Below are 18,922 nucleotides of genomic sequence, written 5' to 3' on the forward strand. Positions count from 1 at the left end.
GGAGACGTTTATGTTATTAGCCAGCGCGGCAGCGACGACGGTTGCCGACAATGTAAAGGAACAGGTTCATCAAGGAGTAAATTACATCGACAAATTACAGGATTTTGCGTTGGCGCATGGTCCTTCGCTGGTGATGGGGATTGTGGTTTTCATCATCGGGCGATATATTGCCGGGGTCATTAAAAATATTGCCGATCGTATGATGGCCAAGGCTAACTATGATCATACGGTTATTTCCTTTGTGGGACAAATTATTTACTACAGTATTCTGATTATTGTCCTGATGACCGCATTAGGTGTGGCAGGCTTCCCGACAAATTCCTTTCTAGCTGCCTTTGGTGCATTAGGTTTGGCTGTAGGTTTGGCTTTACAAAATAATCTATCAAATTTTGCATCCGGTTTGCTCATTCTGATTTTTAAACCCTTCAAAGCCGGTGATTGGATTACGATTAATGATGTATCCGGTACGGTAACGAGCATTCAATTTATGAGTACCACTATTGTTACTAAAGAGTCGCGGACTATTTTTATTCCGAATTCCATGTTGACTACATCGCAAGTGACGAATAGTACCTACGGAGACACCCGCTATATTCCTTTTGTTTTTGATATTGCGTATGAAAATGACCATCATCAGGCAATTGCGGTATTGCGTGAACTTTTCCAAGCAGATAAACGCATTTTAAATGCAGAGCATATGGAAATCGGCATTAAAGAATTTGGGGATAATTCCGTACGCATTGCGGCATTTCCGCTTATTAAAAATGAAAATTATTTGGCCGTCTTTTACGATACCATGTCTGCCGTAAAGGATGCTTTCGATGCACATGACATTAGCATTCCGTACCCACAGCGGACAGTGCATATTGCAGATTACCCGAAGGCCGGTATCGATGAATCGGTGTCTCCGTTGCAAACGCCGTCAAGCAAAAACTAGTGGTAAGTAATAACCAAGTGATATGGTATTGTGGTCGAAAATAAACAGTACGGAGAAACGAAGGCTTCCATAAAAGAAAAGAGAGGATGAAGGAGTATGTGGAAACAAACAATAGTCACAGGCTTAGTGGTAGCAAGTCTGTGCGGCACGGCGCTGTCGGGAACAGTATATGCCGCTGACGGTCCTATCGATTTGCGTGCTCGTATTCAAACCGAGACGGGAACAGCAACGCCATCGCCGACATTGCCGGTGCCGACAGTGCATGCGGAAGCATCGGTGTTGATCGAGGCTGAATCCGGGCGCATCTTATATGAACACAATGCAGATAAATGGATGCATCCGGCCAGTACGACAAAGATGGTTACGCTCCTGACGGCGTTAAAGCTACGAGGTACACGGATGGATGAAATGGCGACCATTACACCGTACGCCACCTCCATGGAGCCTTCGGTGTTAGGTGTGCGCGTAGGTGATGAATTGCCCTTACAGGCTGTGGCGGAAGGTATGATGGTAGCCAGTGGTAATGATGCGGCTGTAGTAGTGGCGGAAAATGTAAGCGGTTCCGTAGAGGCCTTTGCGGAAGAAATGAATAAAGTAGCTGCCGAAGCCGGAGCAACACACAGTCATTTCTTAAACCCTCATGGATTAACACAGGTAGGGCATCATACGACGGCGCGGGACTTAGCTCGTATTGCTGCCTATGGAATGCGAATTCCTATGTTCCGCGATTATGTGGCCAATGACTATTACAAGATACCTTATCAAAACCGTGCGCCGGAAACGGTGCGTACTACCAATCTGTTTATCCGCAATAAATATCCCGGTGCCAATGGATTAAAGACAGGGTATACGGAAGCCGCTGGAGATTGTTTGGTGGCTTCGGCTACCCGTAACGGTCATACAATGATTGCCGTTCTTCTCAATGATGACTACCGGTGGAGTGATGCACCGGCCCTTTTGGATTACGGTTTTGCTACCGTGGGAGGAGAGAAATGAAAGAGCACTCCTTTTTTGCCTTATTACATCGCATGCGGTATATCCGTCGGTGGGGGCTGATGCGTAACACGGAAGAAGAAAATATTTTGGAGCATAGCTTGGAAACGGCGTTCATCGCACATAATCTGGCGTTGCTTCACAATGAATGGTTGCGTAATTTACCTGCAGATTGTAAGACCGAAACCTCGACAGAGGACAACGAGATCGGCGAAAAAATAGCTGCGACGAATCTTGTACCGGTGGATGCTAACCGCTTGGCGGTGCTGGCCATGTACCATGAAGTAAGTGAAATTTTTACCGGTGACATGCCGACACCTATAAAATATTTTGATCCTCAGCTGCGTAGCTTATACGGTGATATTGAGCGACGAGCAAGAAATTTACTCGTCGGTACGTTGCCGGTATCGTTGCGCGACGAATATCGACAGGTTATCGATGAACCGGTAGAAGAGAGTTACCGGCGATTGTTAAAGGCTGCGGATACTCTGGCCGCTTTTATGAAGTGCATCATCGAACGTCGTGCGGGAAACGATGAATTTGATGATGCATATAATTCGATTTACAATAAACTGATGGCAATGGAACTACCGGCAGTACATCGCTTTATGGAACTCTACTTACCGGCTATGGGATGCTCTTTGGATGAGCTAAAGAATGACTGACTAAAATAAAAAGGAAAGAATGGATTCGTAGTAGGGCATACGATTAGGTGTCCAGTATTTCCTGATTTCGCAGTAGCACTTTTTTTCCGCGCCAAGCAAAAGCGCGATGACCAAAGGCATTTTTAAACTCCCGATTGCTGAGAGGGGCCACTTCGGATACATCAAGACGAGCCTGTATTCGGCGGAATTCGGGAATCGGTGTTTCCGGAATTCCGCGATTATGCGGGCATACTTCTTGACATACATCACAACCCCAAATTAATGGCGTCTTGCGGATGATACTTTTTTCATCGTCCGTAAGGTCGCCTTTTTTTTGTGTTACATAACTTTTGCAGGTATGAAAGTGGAAGTCTTTATCGCCTAAGGACTGTCCCGGGCAGTGACGTATACAAGCATTGCAGCCGAGGCAGCTTCGGGTCATGGGAGTGGCCGGCTCTAAGGGGAGCGTGGTAAGGATGGAGCCGATGTTGGTATAGGTGCCCCAGGTAGGATTGATTAAGGCGCGGTTCTTGCCATAAAAACCAAGGCCGGCCAAGTAGGCCATATAGCGATCGGCTAATGGCGAAGTATCACAGTGAATTTCAAATTCTGCTTCCGGTGCTATTAGACGCAGTTGGTCAATAAGACGAGACAGATAGTCGGTTACGACCAGGTGATAATCATCAGCCCAAGCATAACGGGCAATGTTGGATGTTGTTTTTGCGGGCGTGCTCATGTAATAAGGAAAGAGGCAGACGATAGCACTGCGCGGTGTTACCAGGTGCGTTCCGCCTTGCAAGCGTTCTTCGAGGGTACCGGCCGTGAAGGGACAAGGTTCATCCGTGAAGAGATGTTCTTTGGCGTCGGCCGGTAAGGGCCATGGTGCAATACCAACGGTAGGAATGCCGAGACGGTGACAAAGAGTTTCAATCGTAGAAACTGTTACGGAAGCGGAGTCTGGGGATGCAAGGGGGTTAGCGAGCGAAGTTATTTTGTTTGTCATAGGATCACCTACTTTCTGCTAATTGTCGTGAATTAAATATTGAAATAGCTATGGAGTATGGGGCTTATTATAGCGTAAGTGAGAAGAAATAGCAAAATATATAGATATATACATAATGAGCATATTAAACTTTTAAAAATAACTATAGCTTATCAGTGAAACGTAAGTTATAATTATATTGAAGTAGTAAATAAAAGACTAATGTATATTAACTGTGGAAAGTTTGCTTGTGAATTAAGTAATGGTACAGGAGAAAAACGATGCTAACATGTGTGCGAATGCTACAACCGACGACGCTAGATGAGGCGTATGAATTGATTACGACACGGCATAAAACAGCGCCGCTATTGGCCGGAGGATGTTGGCTGCGCTTAGGGAAGCGCCAATGGCCGGCTGTTATTGATTTAACGGAATTAGAATTGGAATATATCGTAAAGGACGGCGATGAATACGCTATCGGAGCGATGACGACGCAGCGCGATGTGGAAACCTATGAAGCGTTTCAACATTTGGGCGGCGGCATCTTGCCGCAGGCGCTGTCTCCCATTTTAGGTGTGCAGTTTAGAAACATGGCGACCATCGGTGGATCGGTGGCGGGACGCTTTGGATTTTCCGATATTATTCCGGCGCTGTTGGCACTCAAAGCAGATGTAGTACTTTATAAAGCGGGACGCATGTCCTTGGAAGACTATCTTACATATGACAAGCGGGATATTTTAATAGAGGTTCGTATAAAATGCGAACAACCGGCGGTGGCTCTTATGGCACTGCGTAAATCTGCTTCGGATTTTCCGTATTTGGTAGGTGCCATGCGTCATGATGCGGTAGGCTACAGTATTTATGTCGGAGGTCGTCCCGGGGTAGCGGTAAAAGCAAAGCGGGCAAGCAGTATTCTAACAGCCGGCAGAGAGAATGCGGTAGCCGAAGCCGGTGAAGTAGCAGCGGCAGAATTGTTTTTTGAAAGCAATTCCCATGCATCAGCCTCGTATCGACAGGCGATGACAAAGGTGTTGATTGAACGATTATGGCATACGGTGACGACAGCAGGCGATAATGCAGGGGAGGTACCGGCATGGAAGTAACATTAACTATTAACGATAAAAAAATTAATGTTGATATTGCGCAGGATGAAGCGTTACTTGCGACATTGCGCAATCTCGGATATTACAGTGTACGATGTGGTTGTGAAACGACAAACTGTGGGTTGTGTACGGTATGGCTTGACGGCAAGACGATTTTATCTTGTGCGTACCCGACTTTCCGTGCTGTAGGACATAGCATTACTACTTTGGAAGGATTGGCGGATGAAGCAGCCTATCTCGGCGAGTGCCTGGCTTCGGAAGGAGCGGATCAATGTGGTTATTGCACGACGGGGATGATGATGAGTGCTATGGCGTTGAAACGTGAAAAGGAACATCCTACAGACGAAGATATTAAAGCGTTCTTAAAAGGAAATCTTTGCCGTTGTACCGGCTATGAATCGCAGCTAAGGGGCATTCGCAAATACTTGAGAGGAGACGAGGTATGAAACACGTTGGCAAGGGATATAAAAAAATAGATTCCGCTATGATTCTCAGCGGTCGTGCCGTATATACGGAAGATTTAGTACCGGCTCATGCATTGGTTATTAAAGTATTGCGCAGCCCTCATGCATTCGCACGTATCGTGACAATTGATACGGCAGCGGCGATGCGCGTTCCCGGAGTAGTAGCTATTTATACATATAAGGATGTACCGCAGCGGCGATTTACCTTGGCCGGGCAAAGTTATCCGGAACCGTCTGCGTATGATAAGTTATTGTTGGAGCCTTTGGTGCGTTATGTTGGTGATGAAGTGGCCTTTGTGGTGGCAGAATCGGAAAAGGCGGCTAAGCAGGCGATGTGGCTTATCAAGGTAACCTACGACGTATTGGAGCCGGTTCTTGATATTCATACGGCTTTAGATCATCCGAGCGTAGTACATCCGGAAGAGGATTTACATTACAATTTCCCTGTAGGTGGAGATCCGAAACGAAATTTAGCCTGCTCGTATAACCATGTGGTAGGCGATGTTGAAGGCGAACTGGCAAAATGCGATTATGTGGTGGAAGAAACCTATTTTGACCAAGCTACCTCGCAGACGGCAATGGAAACATTCCGCACGTTTTGTACCATTGACCAATTCGGACGATTGGTATGTACCAGCTCGACGCAGATTCCTTTCCATGTACGTCGTCATATTGCGCATGCCCTTGATATTCCGGCCAGCAAGGTACGCGTGATTAAGCCGCGTATCGGCGGTGGTTTCGGTTCAAAGCAAACTGCTTGTACCGAACTCATTTGTGCCTTTGTTACTTGGACGTTAAAAAAACCGGCAGTTCTTATTCTCGATCGCAAAGAAGCCATGAATTGTTCGACCAGCCGTCATGCCAGGGAATGGAAGGTGCGCCTAGGTGCAACGAAAGACGGCATCATTCAGGTGATTGACATGGTGGCCATATCCGATGCCGGTGCATACGGTACGCATGCATTTACTACCTTTACTGCCGGCGAGCATAAGTCGGTGCCGCTGTACAATAAGGGGAAGGCTGTACGTTACAGCTCCAACATTGTGTATACCAATCACATGCCGGGCGGTGCTTTCCGCGGTTATGGCGCAACGGAAGCCTTGTGGCCTTTGGAATGTGCGGTAACAAAGCTGGCGAAGAAGATGGGCATAGATGAAATCGAGCTGCGGGAGAAGAATTTAATCAATGTAGGCGAAACATCTTTGGTGTACGCTCCGGATGAGGTATTGGAATCCGGCAATCTCAAGGAAGCTATTGCGAAGGTAAAGGCTATGGCACGTTGGGATGAACGTCCGAAAAGTTGGCAAATTGATGAGCATCATCGTGGCGGCTTGGGAATTGCTTTGGCTTTTCAAGGATCGGGGATTGCCAACATTGATAATGCTACCGTGGAAATTCGTTTGAACGATGAAGGTAATTATATTTTATACACCGGCTCTACGGATATGGGGACCGGTTCCAATACGGTACTATTGCAGATGGCCTGTGAAGTATTGGGATGCCCTATGGAAGCGATGAGTTGTTACGAAGCGGATACGGATGTAGTGCCTTTCGATCCGGGTTCATATGCATCGAGTACAACCTACGTAACCGGGACAGCGGCCAATCTGGCAGCGGAGGAGTTACGTCAAAAAATTGTACAGCAGTTTGCTACGCTGCTGGAAACAGATACAGCCAATATAGATTTTGATGGATTGACAGCGCGCACCTTGGATGATGGTCGCACCATGACAACCAAAGAAATGGCTGCAAAGTTGTCCGTAGGACCGACGTACGGTCAACTCAGTGCGACAGCTACCTTTGGCAGTCATACGTCACCGCCGCCGTTTATGGCCAGCATTGCGGAAGTAAGTGTGGATACCCAAACGGGACAGGTAGTGCCTATTGAATTTTATTCCGTAGTAGATTGCGGTACGATCGTAAATCCGACGTTGGCTAAGGTACAGGCAGAAGGCGGTATTGTGCAAGGTATCGGTATGGCTCTTTATGAAGAAGTTCGGTATTCTCAGGCGGGGCAATTGGAAACCAATAACTTTATGTTATATAAGATACCGGATCGTACCGATACAGGTAAGGTGACGGTGGATTTTGTAGAGTCCTATGAGCCGACGGGGGCTTTTGGCGTAAAGTCTATCGGTGAAGTAGTTATCAATACGTCATGCCCAGCCATTCAAGGCGCTATTCTTAATGCATGCGGTGCAGAACCGACCGAATTACCTATGATTCCTGAGGTTGTTTTTGAAGCTATGCATAAATAACAACACATTAATCATCCTTATGGGAGTATAATAAAGGGGAGCTTACTGCGTAAACGGCTTAACGCGCCGCGCACGCTTGCACAGGTATAGGCAGGTTTGTTGGTTTGCAGTGAGGAGGCACAGCTATGACCATGACACAGGCAAGGCATTGGAACGCACTTATCGCACCGGGAATTACATCTATTGTCGGTGCCGGCGGTAAGACGACGGTATTATCTAAATTGGTGGAGTACGGTCGTTTGCAAGGCCAACCTACATTGGTAACAACGACGACTAAACTGTACGAATCACAGGTAGCGCAGTGGAATCCGTACTACGGTGAGGATTTTAATCGCGCCGATGAGCTTTGTACGGCAGCGGTTCATCAAGGTCGTTGTGCCGCTTGGTTCGGTGGTATAGATGGAACAAAAGTTACAGCATTGTCATCAAGACAAATCGATGATATGCACAAGGTACATCCGAATTGGCAAATTTTGGTGGAAGCAGACGGAGCCCGTGAAAAATGGTTGAAGGCACCGAAGGAAACGGAACCGGTTATTCCAAAAGAAACAACAATGACCATAGGTGTTATTAACTTGCAAATGTTGGGACAAGCTATCGATGAAGAGCATGTACATAACATGGCTGAAGTATCGGAGGTTATGGAGCGTCGTGTCGGAGCTGTAGTTACACCGCATATGCTGGCACGCTTGGTATTGCATCCGCACGGTCTTTTTCAGTACAGTCGCGGACGCAAAATCTTGTTCGGCACCGGCTATGATACGGTGCAGCATCGTATGATTGATGCCTTCTTGGACTGCTTGGCCGGTGCGACTATTGATGGGATTGTCCTCGCTGACGGCTATAAGGCGAGCTGTGAAATTAGGCGGCATATCCAATGTCGTTAGGTGTGGTGGTATTGGCGGCCGGTTTGTCATCGCGCATGGGACGTTGCAAAGCACTGCTGCCATGGCGAAACGGTACCGTACTGGATGCGGTGTTGGCAGCATTTACGGATTTGCCGATGCAAAGTGAACGAATACTGGTAGTAGGTCGTGACCGAGCAACGATGGAGCCCATCGCTACTCGGCACGGCTTTTGTACGGTAGAAAATCCTTGTCCCGAAGACGGTCAGGCCTCCTCATTGCGACAAGGGGTGGCGGCTTTGGGCGACGTAGACGGTATTCTTTGTGCCGTTGCGGATCAACCACTACTGGAGGCACGGTATATACGGCGCATGGTCGATGTGTTCGGTAAGCACGGCGGCAACAGACAACGGATTGTTTGTCCGCAATACGGTGATACGAGAGGTGGCAATCCGGTTATCTTCGGCGCTTCATGGCGCGAGGACTTAATGAAGGTGACCGGTGATGTAGGCGGTCGCGCAATTGTGCGCGGCAAGGGTAAGGCGTATGTAAGTTATTGTCCCTTACCGGCCGAGGTAGGTTGCGATCTCGATACACCGGAGGAATATGCAAAGATGTATCGATTATGGGGTAAACTATGAAACCATTAGTATTAGTCAGAGGCGGAGGCGATATTGCTTCCGGCTCTATTTATCGCCTGAAACGAGCAGGCTTTCCGGTGGTAGTCAGTGAGATTGCCATTCCAACTATGATTCGCCGCGATGTGTGTTACGGCAATGCCGTTCATTTAGGCGAGATGATTTTAGAACGATTAACAGCGCGTCATATGACCTTGGCTGAAGCAAAGCAGCTGATTGACAGCGGCGATGCTGTTATTCCCGTAGTGACGGAGCCGTACGAACGAATCTTGGATACGCTGCGACCGACGATTGTGGTGGATGCCATTTTGGCAAAACGCAATATAGGCACGCGTAACGATGATGCGGAGCTCGTCATCGGTTGCGGACCGGGATTTACTGCCGGTGATGACGTAGATGTGGTTATCGAAACCATGCGCGGTCATACCTTGGGACGGTGTATTTACGAAGGAACCGCCTTACCTAATACGGGGGTACCCGGTAATGTGGGCGGTTATACGACGGAACGGGTTATGCACTCGCCGTGTGACGGTCTCTTTACGGCACGTCGTCATATCGGAGAAGAAGTTGAAGCCGGTGAAGTCGTAGGCTATGTGGATAAAGAGCCTGTGAAGGCGAAGATCCGCGGCATCCTGCGCGGCATTTTAACCAGCGGGCTCATGGTGACCAAAGGCTTTAAGTTGGCCGATGTGGATGCGCGATGTGAAGAGTTCCATTGCTATACGATTTCGGATAAGGCGCTGGCCGTGGCCGGCGGTGTAATGGAAGCGATTACCGCGTGGCAGGCAGAGCGCGAACGGTGTTGACGAAAACAGACATTTACGAGGAAAGAGGTTATAGGATGACAATGTATGATGTGATGAAGCAGCAACTGGATAGAGATGAGGCTTCGTGGATCGTGACGGTAGTGTCCGGCCCTCGCCAGGGTGATAAGGTAGTATACGGTGCAGACGGTACCGTCTTATACGGCCAGTCCATTGAAGGCTTTACGTTGGACAGCAATTTACAGAATCAAATTGTGCGCGTCGGCGCAACGGAATGCTTTGTGGAACCGGTGGAAAAAGATCCGGAAGTATTGGTACTTGGTGCCGGCCATGTAAGTCGTTGCATTGCGGATATGTTGCTGTTCATCGGTTGCCATGTGACGGTGGTAGATGATCGCAGCGAGTATTTGCGCGAAGACTTTTTCGACAGTCGGGTTAAACGCATTTGCATGGATTTTCGCGAATTGAAAGGAAACTTGCCGCTTACTTCCTACAACGGTATCATCATTGTTACCCGTGCTCACGAATATGACAGTATATGCTTGAATCAATTGCGCGAGTTACTGCCTACGTACATGGGTGTCATGGGTAGCCATAAGCGTATCTTCCACGCCTTTGAAGCATTAAAGGCGGAAGGCTGGACACAGCAGGAATTAGATATGATTTACGGTCCTATCGGTCTTGAAATCGGAGCGGAAACGCCGGAAGAAATTGCTCTTTCCATTGTTAGCGAATACCTGGCGGTTACACGAGGCAAGCAAGGAAGGTTTTTGTCGAGAAAGGGGCTAAAGTATGAAGCGTGAATTTATTGAATATTTACAAGCACGGCCCGAGAGTACCTTAGCCGTTGCGACAATCTTAAAGACAGAAGGCTCCACACCACGCAAAGCGGGGACGACTATGATCGTTCATCCGGATGGATCCATTTTCGGTACCATCGGTGGTGGGCGTGCAGAAAATGAAATACGCCTCAGCGCATTGGAGGCATTGATGAAGAAGGAAGCGTTTCGTCGTATCGATGTAGACCTCAATGATGATGTGGCCATGAAGGAAGGGATGGTCTGCGGCGGTCATCTTGATGTGTGGATTGAAACGCAGAACGCCGGTGTGCAGTGATAAATTTGGTTTTACACCATACATAAAATAGTATAGAATGAAGGGTATAAGTGTATAGACGCTATACCCTTCTTTTTTTACGAGTACCCTCATAGGAGGTTTCATATAATGTCGCTTCAATTTCAAGGATTGATTCAAACATTTCGGGTCGGCGATTTTTTCGATATCCTTTGCGTGGCCGTAATATTTTATTTCTTGTACAAACAAATAAAGGATACCCGTGCCATGGCTCTCTTAAAGGGCTTGGCAGTGCTGTTGGTTATTAATGTCATCAGCCGTTTCTTTGATTTGCATGTAGTGAGCTGGCTCCTCAGCCAAGGTATGACAGTTCTTCTTGTTGCCTTGCCGGTCGTATTCCAACCGGAACTCAGACGCGCGCTGGAACAGCTGGGGCGCGGACGATTATTGGCTAAGAAGGTGGATGCCAGCGAAGCGGAAATCGAAAGCATGGTGGGCGAAGTCGTAGCGGCGGCGAAGGTTATGTCGCGCGAACGCATTGGTGCGCTCATCGTATTCGAACGTGAAGTAGGTCTCGGCGAAATTATCGACACAGGCATTGATATTGACGGTAAAGTATCACGAGAATTGTTAAATAATATTTTTATTCCCAATACACCGCTGCATGACGGTGCCGTAGTTATTCGCAATAATCGGATTATGGCGGCGGCTTGCTTATTGCCGCTGACGCAGCAGCGTACGCTTAGTACGGAATTGGGTACGCGCCATCGTGCCGCCATCGGTCTTAGCGAACAGGCCGATGCTATCGTATTGGTAGTCAGTGAAGAAACCGGTAAGATTTCTTATACATACGGCGGACATATTTACCGTAATTTAACGGAAGAAAAGCTGCGTGAAGCGTTGCGTACGTTCCTGGATAAGCCCAAATCGGCCTTTTCCTTCGTTAAAACATGGAGGTGGGGCAAATGATGCGATTGCTGCGTAAAATGCAAAACAACTGGGTAGCCAAGGTATTGTCCTTCCTCGGGGCAGTACTGATGTGGTTTTATGTTATGAAGGAACAAAATCCGATTACCGATGCTACCTATACAGTACCTGTCCATGTACAGAATCTTAGCGATAAATACGTGGTAGAAGATATTCCGAAGCAGGTCATCGTTCATTTGCGAGGACCTCGTAATACTATTTTGGCTTTGGCGCAAAACTCTTTACGGGCGTACGTTGATTTAGGAGATATTTCACCGGGACAGCAGAATGTACCGATTCAGTTTGTATCGCCCAGTGGTTTGGCACTGGTAAGCATGACCCCGGACAATGCGACGATTTCCGTAGATGAATATATGGTTAAGGAATTTCCCGTAGAAGTGCAACAGCTGGGAAAAGTGGCCGATGATATTGCGGTGAAGAAAATCAGCACCGTGCCGAAGGTGGTATCCGTCAGCGGCCCTAAGCGGTTGGTAGCAACAGTATCGCATGTGCTGTTAAAAGTAAACATGGTGGACCGCAAAAGCAACTTCACTTCATCCGGCGTTATCACGGCAGTGAATGCAGCCGGCGGTGTTGTAGACGGTGTGACCATTACGCCGCGCCAAGGACAGGCACAATTGGAATTGGAACAAATCCGCTTTGAAAAGAATTTACCCGTTACGGTAAGCACGGTCGGTGAAGTACCGGCCGGTTATGTAGTGCGCAGTATTACCGTCGATCCGCAGCAGGCCATCGTAAGCGGTAAGGAAAGTGCTATTGGAGGACTTTCGGAAATCAGAACCGTGGATATTCCTTTGCAAAATGTAACGGAAACCTTTGCCGGCGATTATGAGCTTCGGCAGGAGGACGGTATGACGGCAGTGCCTACTCGCGTACATGTAACGGTAGATATACGAAAAAAATTATTAGGAGATACAAATGCTAAGAGTCATTAATTTTAGGGTTAATGTAAAAGCGCAGAAAGATTTGACGGCGCTGTTGGAGAAAAAATATCCCCCTTTGCGCGGCCGCATTCGGACGGTGCATGTTGTACGCCGAGCCGTGGATGCGCGCAAGAAACCGCTGATTACCTTCGTGTATACATTGTTCCTGGAGGTCAATGACGAAGAGACAGTGTTAAGAAAATTAAGTCGCGACAAAAATATAAGTGCCATGCAACCGGAGAAGCCGGAAGCGATTGTACACGGCACGAAGAAGCTGCAGCATCGACCGGTGGTTATCGGCTTTGGCCCGGCCGGTATGCTGGCAGCATTTTACTTGGCACGCGAAGGCTATCGACCGATTGTGCTGGAGCGTGGACAGGATGTGGATACGCGGACGAAGGATGTAGAAGAGTTTTGGACGCATGGTCATTTTAAGGCGGAGTCCAATGTACAATTTGGCGAAGGCGGTGCCGGTACCTTTTCGGACGGCAAGCTGACGACGCGAGTAACGCATCCAAGACTTCATGAAATTGCGCAATACTTTGTAGAGTTTGGTGCACCGCAGGAAATTTTATTTAAGCATAAGCCTCATGTAGGCACCGATATTTTACGCGATATGGTAAAGGGCATGCGTGAGCAAATTATTGCGTGGGGCGGTGATGTGCGGTTCGGCGCGAAAGTAACGGACTTGCGTTTAGAGAATGGCAATGTGGCAGCCGTAGTCGTTAATGACGATGAAGTGATTCCCGCTTCGGTTGTTCTCATGGGCATCGGTCATAGTGCGCGCGACACTTACGAAATGTTGTATCGACGCGGCGTGGGAATGGAAAGCAAGCCCTTTGCGGTAGGTGTTCGCATTGAGCATCCGCAACACGTTATCGATGTATCACAGTACGGTGTGGAGCCGGCGGAGTTGGGATTGGGTGCGGCCGAATATTCTGTGGTGTACCACGATAAGGAAACCGGCCGTACGGCATACAGCTTTTGTATGTGTCCGGGCGGTCAAGTCGTAGCCAGTGCGTCGGAAGACAATCATGTGGTTACGAACGGCATGAGCCTGTATGCGCGGGACAGCGGTGTGGCGAACAGTGCCGTGGTAGTAACGGTAGGCCCTGATGATTTCGGTGAGCATCCCTTGGCAGGGGTAGCGTTCCAACGAGAATGGGAAGCAAAAGCCTTTGAATTGGGTGGACGAAATTATTGTGCGCCGATTCAGACCGTAGGCGACTTTTTGAATCATACAAAAGGCAATATACCTGAGACGGCGGTACATAGTTACACACCCGGTGTGGTGCCGGCCGATTTGCATGACTGCCTGCCCACCTATGTAACGAGTGTTATGGAGCGAGCGTTACCGTATTTCGGACGTCGCATCAAAGGATTTGATGCACCGGAGGTATGTATGACCGGTGTAGAAACAAGAACATCTTCGCCGCTGCGAATACAGCGCGATGATGATAGAGTATCGCCCACGACCAGCGGGATGTATCCTATGGGCGAAGGAGCCGGATATGCCGGCGGAATTATGAGTGCAGCTTTGGACGGCGCGGAAACAGCGATTCGCATTATGGCGGAATATGCGCCGTTGGCACTATAGGAGGAATGAAAAGATGGCAAGATTATTTGGTACTGACGGTGTTAGAGGTGTAGTTAACGAATTTTTGACACCGGAGTTAGCCTATCATTTGGGACGTGCGGCAGCCGCTCATTTCGGAGAATCCAAAGAACGACCGGTCTTTTTAATCGGCCGCGATACCCGTATATCCGGTGCTATGCTTGAAAGCGCACTGGCCGCCGGCATCTGCTCGGTAGGTGGTGATGTGGTTATTGCCGGAGTCATCCCTACACCGGGGGTAGCGTATTTGGTACGTAAACACGGTTGGGATGCAGGGGTTGTTATTTCCGCATCGCACAATAAATTTCCGGATAACGGTATTAAGTTTTTTGACAGCAAAGGCTTTAAATTGCCCGATGCGGTAGAAGATGAACTGGAAGTGTTGTGCCGCAAAAGCGGTGAAAACGAATTACCGCGACCAGTGGCAGAGCATGTGGGACGCATTCATTGGGACAGCTCGTTGGCTCATGAATACGCTCGCTTTGTACAGTCTACCATTGATGTATCCTTAGAAGGATTACGCGTTGTGTATGACGGGGCCAACGGAGCGGCTTCCATGGTAGGTCCGGAAGTATTGCGCGGCTTAGGTGCCGAAGTGATTGCTATCAATGTGGATCCGGATGGGGTGAACATTAACGAAAATGCCGGCTCCACACATTTGGAAGGACTTCAGGCAAGAGTGGTTGCCGAAGGTGCACAGGTGGGGATTGCCAATGATGGTGATGCGGACCGTTGCTTGTTGGTTGATGAAACGGGGACAGCTCTCGATGGCGATCAGATTATGCTTCTCTGCGCTCGTCATCTCAAAGAACAGGGCAAGCTGAAAGACGATATGATTGTGGGCACCGTTATGAGCAACATCGGATTCCACAAAGCGGCGCACGAACTGGGAATGCGTACCTTTGCTACTGCTGTAGGCGATCGCTATGTATTGGAAAAAATGCGTGAAGAAGGGTATTCTATCGGCGGCGAACAATCCGGCCATGTTATTTTCTTGGACTATAATTCTACCGGTGACGGTTTGCTTACTGCTGTACAGATGTTGTCCATTATGAAGAAAACGGGCAAGCCTTTATCGGAATTGGCCGGTATTATGACAAAATACCCGCAGCTGCTTATCAATGTGCGTGTTCTCACAAAGACGGGGTGGGAAGAAAATCCTCTTATTCAGGCAGAAATTTCCGAAGCCTCTCGTGAGCTTGGCGAAAACGGTCGCGTGTTGGTACGTCCGTCCGGCACAGAACCGTTGATTCGCGTTATGGCCGAAGGTCCGGACCAAGCACAATTGGAACGTTTATGTCAAACCATCGCCGACTGCATCGGTCGCGAACAAGGCTTGGCAGAAGATTAATATAGCGGAAGAGCTGCTTTCCTCGGAAGGTGGCTCTTCTTTACAATGTAGGGGACTATCATTTATAATATACCGTATAGCAGTGCGCCCCTGGGGGCAGGCTATTAGATCTGTCGAAGCAAATGATGAGGAGGTAACGGAATTCGTAACAGCGAATAGCGCAAGTACTGAACGGAGACAGACGATTTCAGTAGACGAGGTAGAGGAGTATCGAAGTGTCAGCGGATGCCTCTCGGCCCGATAGGGTCGTCAGCGAAACAGCAAAGACCGATGGTGACATCGGAGACAAAGGGTTTCGCAGAAAAAAGTACATACGCAATAACAAGGAGGAATAACACCATGTGTGGTATTGTTGGATATATCGGCTTTGAAAATGCCGCCGATTTTATGTTAGAAGGATTGTCGAAGCTGGAGTATCGCGGCTACGATTCGGCAGGGATTGCCGTTATCGGTCCTGATAATGTAATAAAAGTGCAGAAAAAGGTAGGCCGTTTGGCCAACTTGGAAGCCGTTGTTAAGGCAGATCCGAACCCGGGACATGTGGGTATCGGTCATACTCGTTGGGCTACTCACGGTCGTCCGTCGGATATGAATGCGCATCCGCATACGGATGCTAAGGGCTTGTTTGCTGTTGTTCACAACGGTATTGTAGAAAATTACTTGCCCATCAAAGAAGAATTGATTGCCAAAGGCTATGAATTCAAATCGGAAACCGATACGGAAGTAGTCGCTCATTTGTTGGCAGACTTGTATGACGGTGATTTCGAAGGAACTGTACGCCGGATGCTAGACCGCATTGAAGGCTCCTATTCCTTGGTAATTACCTGTGCCGACGATCCGTCCCGTATTATTTGTACGAAGCAGGATAATCCGCTCGTTATCGGTCTTGGCAAAGGAGAAAACTTTATTGCCTCCGATATTCCGGCCATTATCAATCGCACGCGGGATACATATATTTTGAATGATGGCGAAGTAGCCATCGTAACGGCAGACTCCGTAGCAATCAGTGACCGTGCGGGACATCCGATAGAAAAAGAAATTTATCATGTAACATGGAATGCGGAAGCAGCCGAAAAAGGCGGCTACGAACATTTTATGCTCAAGGAAATCTACGAACAGCCGAAGGCCATTCGCGACACCTTGACAGGCCGTATTTCCAAAGACAATACGGAAGTAGTTTACGAAGAATTGAACTGGACGCCGGACGATGTAGCTTCCATTAACCGCGTACTTATTACGGCATGCGGTACAGCATATCATGCCGGTTTGGTAGCAAAATACTATATCGAACAGTTGGCGCGCATCCCGGTGGAAGTGGATATTGCCTCCGAATACCGGTATCGCAACCCGTTAACCGATAAGAATACCTTGGCTATCGTTATCAGTCAGTCCGGTGAAACCAGCGATACCTTGGCAGCATTGAAGGAAGCGAAACGCTTAGGTGCCCGGACATTGGCCATTACCAATGTGGTAGGTTCGTCCATATCCCGTGAAGCAGATCAAGTTATTTATACATGGGCCGGTCCGGAAATTGCCGTAGCGTCGACGAAAGCTTATACGACACAGCTGGTAGCACTTTTACTGCTGGCCGTATACTTGGGTCAGCTTAACGGCAAACTGGACAGCGGTTTGGCACAGCGTATTCTGACAGACCTACATAAATTGCCGACGTTGTGTCATGAAATCTTTGAAGGTGTAGATGATATTAAATCCTTTGCCCGTAACTATGGTTTCCGTGAAGATGCCTTCTTCTTGGGACGCTCTATCGACTACGCCGTAGCGATGGAAGGCTCCTTGAAGTTGAAGGAAATTTCTTATATTCATGCGGAAGCATATGCAGGCGGTGAATTGAAGCATGGCACCTTAGCGCTTATCGAAGAAGGCGTGCCGGTTATCGGTTTGGCAACGCAGGAAGATGTGCGCGAAAAAATGATGAGCAACATCAAGGAAGTAAAAGCGCGCGATGCCGTTGTTATCGGTGTCGGTGTAGACGGTGATACGGAACTGGCTAAATACGTGGATCATACGATTTTTGTACCGAAGGCCGACAAATATACGGTGCCGATTTTAGCGGTTATTCCGTTGCAGCTGTTAGCCTATTATGCAGCGATTACGCGCGGTGCTGATGTAGATAAGCCGCGTAATTTGGCAAAATCCGTAACCGTAGAATAAGCATAGCAGTATAGTACGTGCGTCCGACTGCGGACCATATGAATATGGGAGTGGCCGAAGTGTGGTCGCTCCCTTTTTGCATGGCCCTCGTGGGTTGGGCGACACATCAGTAGATAAAAGTAAGTAAAGAACGCGCTCATCAGTGCGTGGATACTAGGAGGTTTGTAATGGCAGTAATATTTTCGGGCATTCAGCCCAGCGGCGAATTGACATTAGGTAACTATTTGGGGGCTCTTCGCAATTTCTTGGATTATCAGGATGATAACGAATGCTATTATTGCATTGTTAATCAGCATGCGATTACAGTGCCTCAGGATCCGAAAGAATTATTTGAAAATACTCGTAAATTGGCAGCATTGTATTTGGCAGTCGGCTTAGATCCGAAGAAGGTTACGCTTTTCGTACAATCCGAAGTACCGGAGCATGCTAAGCTGGGGTGGGTGATGAACACCATCAGCTACGTAGGCGAATTGGAACGCATGACGCAGTACAAGGATAAATCTCAAAAGCGTGGTGATTCGATTCCGGCAGGTCTTCTGACCTATCCGCCGTTAATGGCTGCCGATATTTTGCTGTACCAAACCAATTATGTGCCGGTCGGCGAAGATCAGCGTCAGCATATGGAATTGACTCGCGACCTGGCGCAGCGCTTTAACCGCGTATACGGTGAGGTCTTTACTATTCCGGAAATAAAAACCGGTATCGGCGGTGCTCGTGTTATGAGCTTGCAAGAGCCGACAAAGAAAATGAGTAAGTCCGATGACAATCAGCTGGCTACAATCCGTTTGTTGGATGATGAAAAGACGATTGTCAAGAAAATCAAACGAGCGCAAACCGATTCGGATAATTCCGTTCATTACGATAAGGAAAATAAACCGGGCATTTCTAACTTGATGGGCATTTACGCAGCCATTACCAAAACGCCGTACGAAACCATCGAAAGCGAATATGCCGGCAAGGGATACGGTGTGTTCAAGAAGGATGTAGCCGATTTAATCGTTGGTGCGTTGGTACCGATTCAAACTCGTTACAATGAATTAATCAACAGTCCGGAGCTGGATACGATTCTTGACGAAGGGGCGGCAAAGGCACATGAAAAGGCGGCTAAAACCTATCGCCAGGTAGAATTGGCCATGGGATTGCATCGTAAATAAGCGACAATCGGGATCGTA

The 18,922-nt window shown here is 48.2% G+C and carries 18 protein-coding genes; 17 read left to right on the forward strand and 1 reads right to left on the reverse strand.

Translation table 11 applies throughout. The features are described from left to right. Positions 1-10: 10 nt before the first annotated feature. The 3 genes from Q5873_RS02765 (at position 11) to yfbR (ending at position 2,595) form a co-directional block, all read left to right on the forward strand. Entirely contained in the window at positions 11-937 is a 927-nt protein-coding gene (locus tag Q5873_RS02765; protein WP_303059149.1) for a mechanosensitive ion channel family protein, read from the forward strand. A gap of 96 nt (positions 938-1,033) precedes the next feature. After that, on the forward strand, positions 1,034-1,933 hold the full coding sequence (locus Q5873_RS02770; protein ID WP_205087536.1) for a D-alanyl-D-alanine carboxypeptidase family protein: 900 nt from the start codon (positions 1,034-1,036) through the stop codon (positions 1,931-1,933). Then, complete coding sequence (gene yfbR / locus Q5873_RS02775; protein ID WP_028254463.1) at positions 1,930-2,595, forward strand: 5'-deoxynucleotidase; 666 nt, start codon at positions 1,930-1,932, stop codon at positions 2,593-2,595. Before Q5873_RS02770 ends, yfbR begins: the two co-directional genes overlap by 4 nt. Positions 2,596-2,638: 43 nt before the next feature. On the opposite strand, the gene Q5873_RS02780 is transcribed toward yfbR, so the two are convergent. Then, positions 2,639-3,577: an epoxyqueuosine reductase gene (locus Q5873_RS02780; RefSeq protein ID WP_303059150.1), complete on the reverse strand. Its 939-nt coding sequence runs from the start codon at positions 3,575-3,577 to the stop codon at positions 2,639-2,641. A gap of 260 nt (positions 3,578-3,837) precedes the next feature. Here Q5873_RS02780 and Q5873_RS02785 point away from each other — a divergent pair, with 260 nt between their 5' ends. The 14 genes from Q5873_RS02785 to trpS all read left to right on the forward strand — a co-directional run bounded on the left by Q5873_RS02785 (position 3,838) and on the right by trpS (position 18,904). Then, positions 3,838-4,659: an FAD binding domain-containing protein gene (locus Q5873_RS02785; RefSeq protein WP_303059151.1), complete on the forward strand. Its 822-nt coding sequence runs from the start codon at positions 3,838-3,840 to the stop codon at positions 4,657-4,659. Next, positions 4,650-5,105, forward strand: a complete 456-nt coding sequence (locus Q5873_RS02790; protein WP_303059152.1) for a (2Fe-2S)-binding protein — start codon at positions 4,650-4,652, stop codon at positions 5,103-5,105. The genes Q5873_RS02785 and Q5873_RS02790 overlap by 10 nt, the downstream gene beginning before the upstream one ends. After that, positions 5,102-7,381 (forward strand): xanthine dehydrogenase family protein molybdopterin-binding subunit, encoded by a 2,280-nt coding sequence (locus Q5873_RS02795; protein WP_303059153.1) that lies wholly within the window; start codon positions 5,102-5,104, stop codon positions 7,379-7,381. Before Q5873_RS02790 ends, Q5873_RS02795 begins: the two co-directional genes overlap by 4 nt. A gap of 125 nt (positions 7,382-7,506) precedes the next feature. After that, positions 7,507-8,268 carry a selenium cofactor biosynthesis protein YqeC gene (gene yqeC, locus Q5873_RS02800; protein WP_288190585.1) on the forward strand — a complete coding sequence of 254 codons (762 nt, stop codon included), beginning with the start codon at positions 7,507-7,509 and terminating at the stop codon, positions 8,266-8,268. Next, complete coding sequence (locus tag Q5873_RS02805) at positions 8,259-8,867, forward strand: nucleotidyltransferase family protein (protein WP_303059154.1); 609 nt, start codon at positions 8,259-8,261, stop codon at positions 8,865-8,867. Before yqeC ends, Q5873_RS02805 begins: the two co-directional genes overlap by 10 nt. Beyond that, positions 8,864-9,670 carry a selenium-dependent molybdenum cofactor biosynthesis protein YqeB gene (yqeB, locus tag Q5873_RS02810; protein ID WP_288190583.1) on the forward strand — a complete coding sequence of 269 codons (807 nt, stop codon included), beginning with the start codon at positions 8,864-8,866 and terminating at the stop codon, positions 9,668-9,670. The genes Q5873_RS02805 and yqeB overlap by 4 nt, the downstream gene beginning before the upstream one ends. 35 nt (positions 9,671-9,705) lie before the next feature. Then, the gene (locus Q5873_RS02815) at positions 9,706-10,431 is read left to right on the forward strand and encodes an XdhC family protein (protein ID WP_288190582.1); all 726 of its coding nucleotides are present in this window, start codon (positions 9,706-9,708) and stop codon (positions 10,429-10,431) included. Next, the gene (locus Q5873_RS02820; RefSeq protein WP_205087545.1) at positions 10,421-10,744 is read left to right on the forward strand and encodes an XdhC family protein; all 324 of its coding nucleotides are present in this window, start codon (positions 10,421-10,423) and stop codon (positions 10,742-10,744) included. The genes Q5873_RS02815 and Q5873_RS02820 overlap by 11 nt, the downstream gene beginning before the upstream one ends. A gap of 108 nt (positions 10,745-10,852) precedes the next feature. After that, positions 10,853-11,671, forward strand: a complete 819-nt coding sequence (cdaA, locus tag Q5873_RS02825; protein WP_028254471.1) for a diadenylate cyclase CdaA — start codon at positions 10,853-10,855, stop codon at positions 11,669-11,671. Beyond that, a complete protein-coding gene (locus tag Q5873_RS02830) occupies positions 11,668-12,624 on the forward strand; it encodes a CdaR family protein (protein WP_303059155.1) in 957 nt (318 codons plus the stop codon). Before cdaA ends, Q5873_RS02830 begins: the two co-directional genes overlap by 4 nt. Then, positions 12,608-14,209: an NAD(P)/FAD-dependent oxidoreductase gene (locus tag Q5873_RS02835; RefSeq protein ID WP_303059156.1), complete on the forward strand. Its 1,602-nt coding sequence runs from the start codon at positions 12,608-12,610 to the stop codon at positions 14,207-14,209. Before Q5873_RS02830 ends, Q5873_RS02835 begins: the two co-directional genes overlap by 17 nt. A 13-nt stretch (positions 14,210-14,222) precedes the next feature. Next, on the forward strand, positions 14,223-15,578 hold the full coding sequence (gene glmM, locus Q5873_RS02840) for a phosphoglucosamine mutase (RefSeq protein WP_303059157.1): 1,356 nt from the start codon (positions 14,223-14,225) through the stop codon (positions 15,576-15,578). Positions 15,579-15,917: 339 nt separating this feature from the next. Continuing rightward, positions 15,918-17,750 carry a glutamine--fructose-6-phosphate transaminase (isomerizing) gene (gene glmS / locus Q5873_RS02845; protein WP_028254475.1) on the forward strand — a complete coding sequence of 611 codons (1,833 nt, stop codon included), beginning with the start codon at positions 15,918-15,920 and terminating at the stop codon, positions 17,748-17,750. Between the two features lie 167 nt (positions 17,751-17,917). After that, positions 17,918-18,904: a tryptophan--tRNA ligase gene (trpS, locus tag Q5873_RS02850; RefSeq protein WP_028254476.1), complete on the forward strand. Its 987-nt coding sequence runs from the start codon at positions 17,918-17,920 to the stop codon at positions 18,902-18,904. The last annotated feature ends 18 nt before the right edge of the window (positions 18,905-18,922 follow it).

This window comes from Veillonella magna (genome assembly GCF_959600285.1).
GTDB classification, from domain to species: Bacteria; Bacillota; Negativicutes; order Veillonellales; family Veillonellaceae; genus Veillonella_A; species Veillonella_A magna.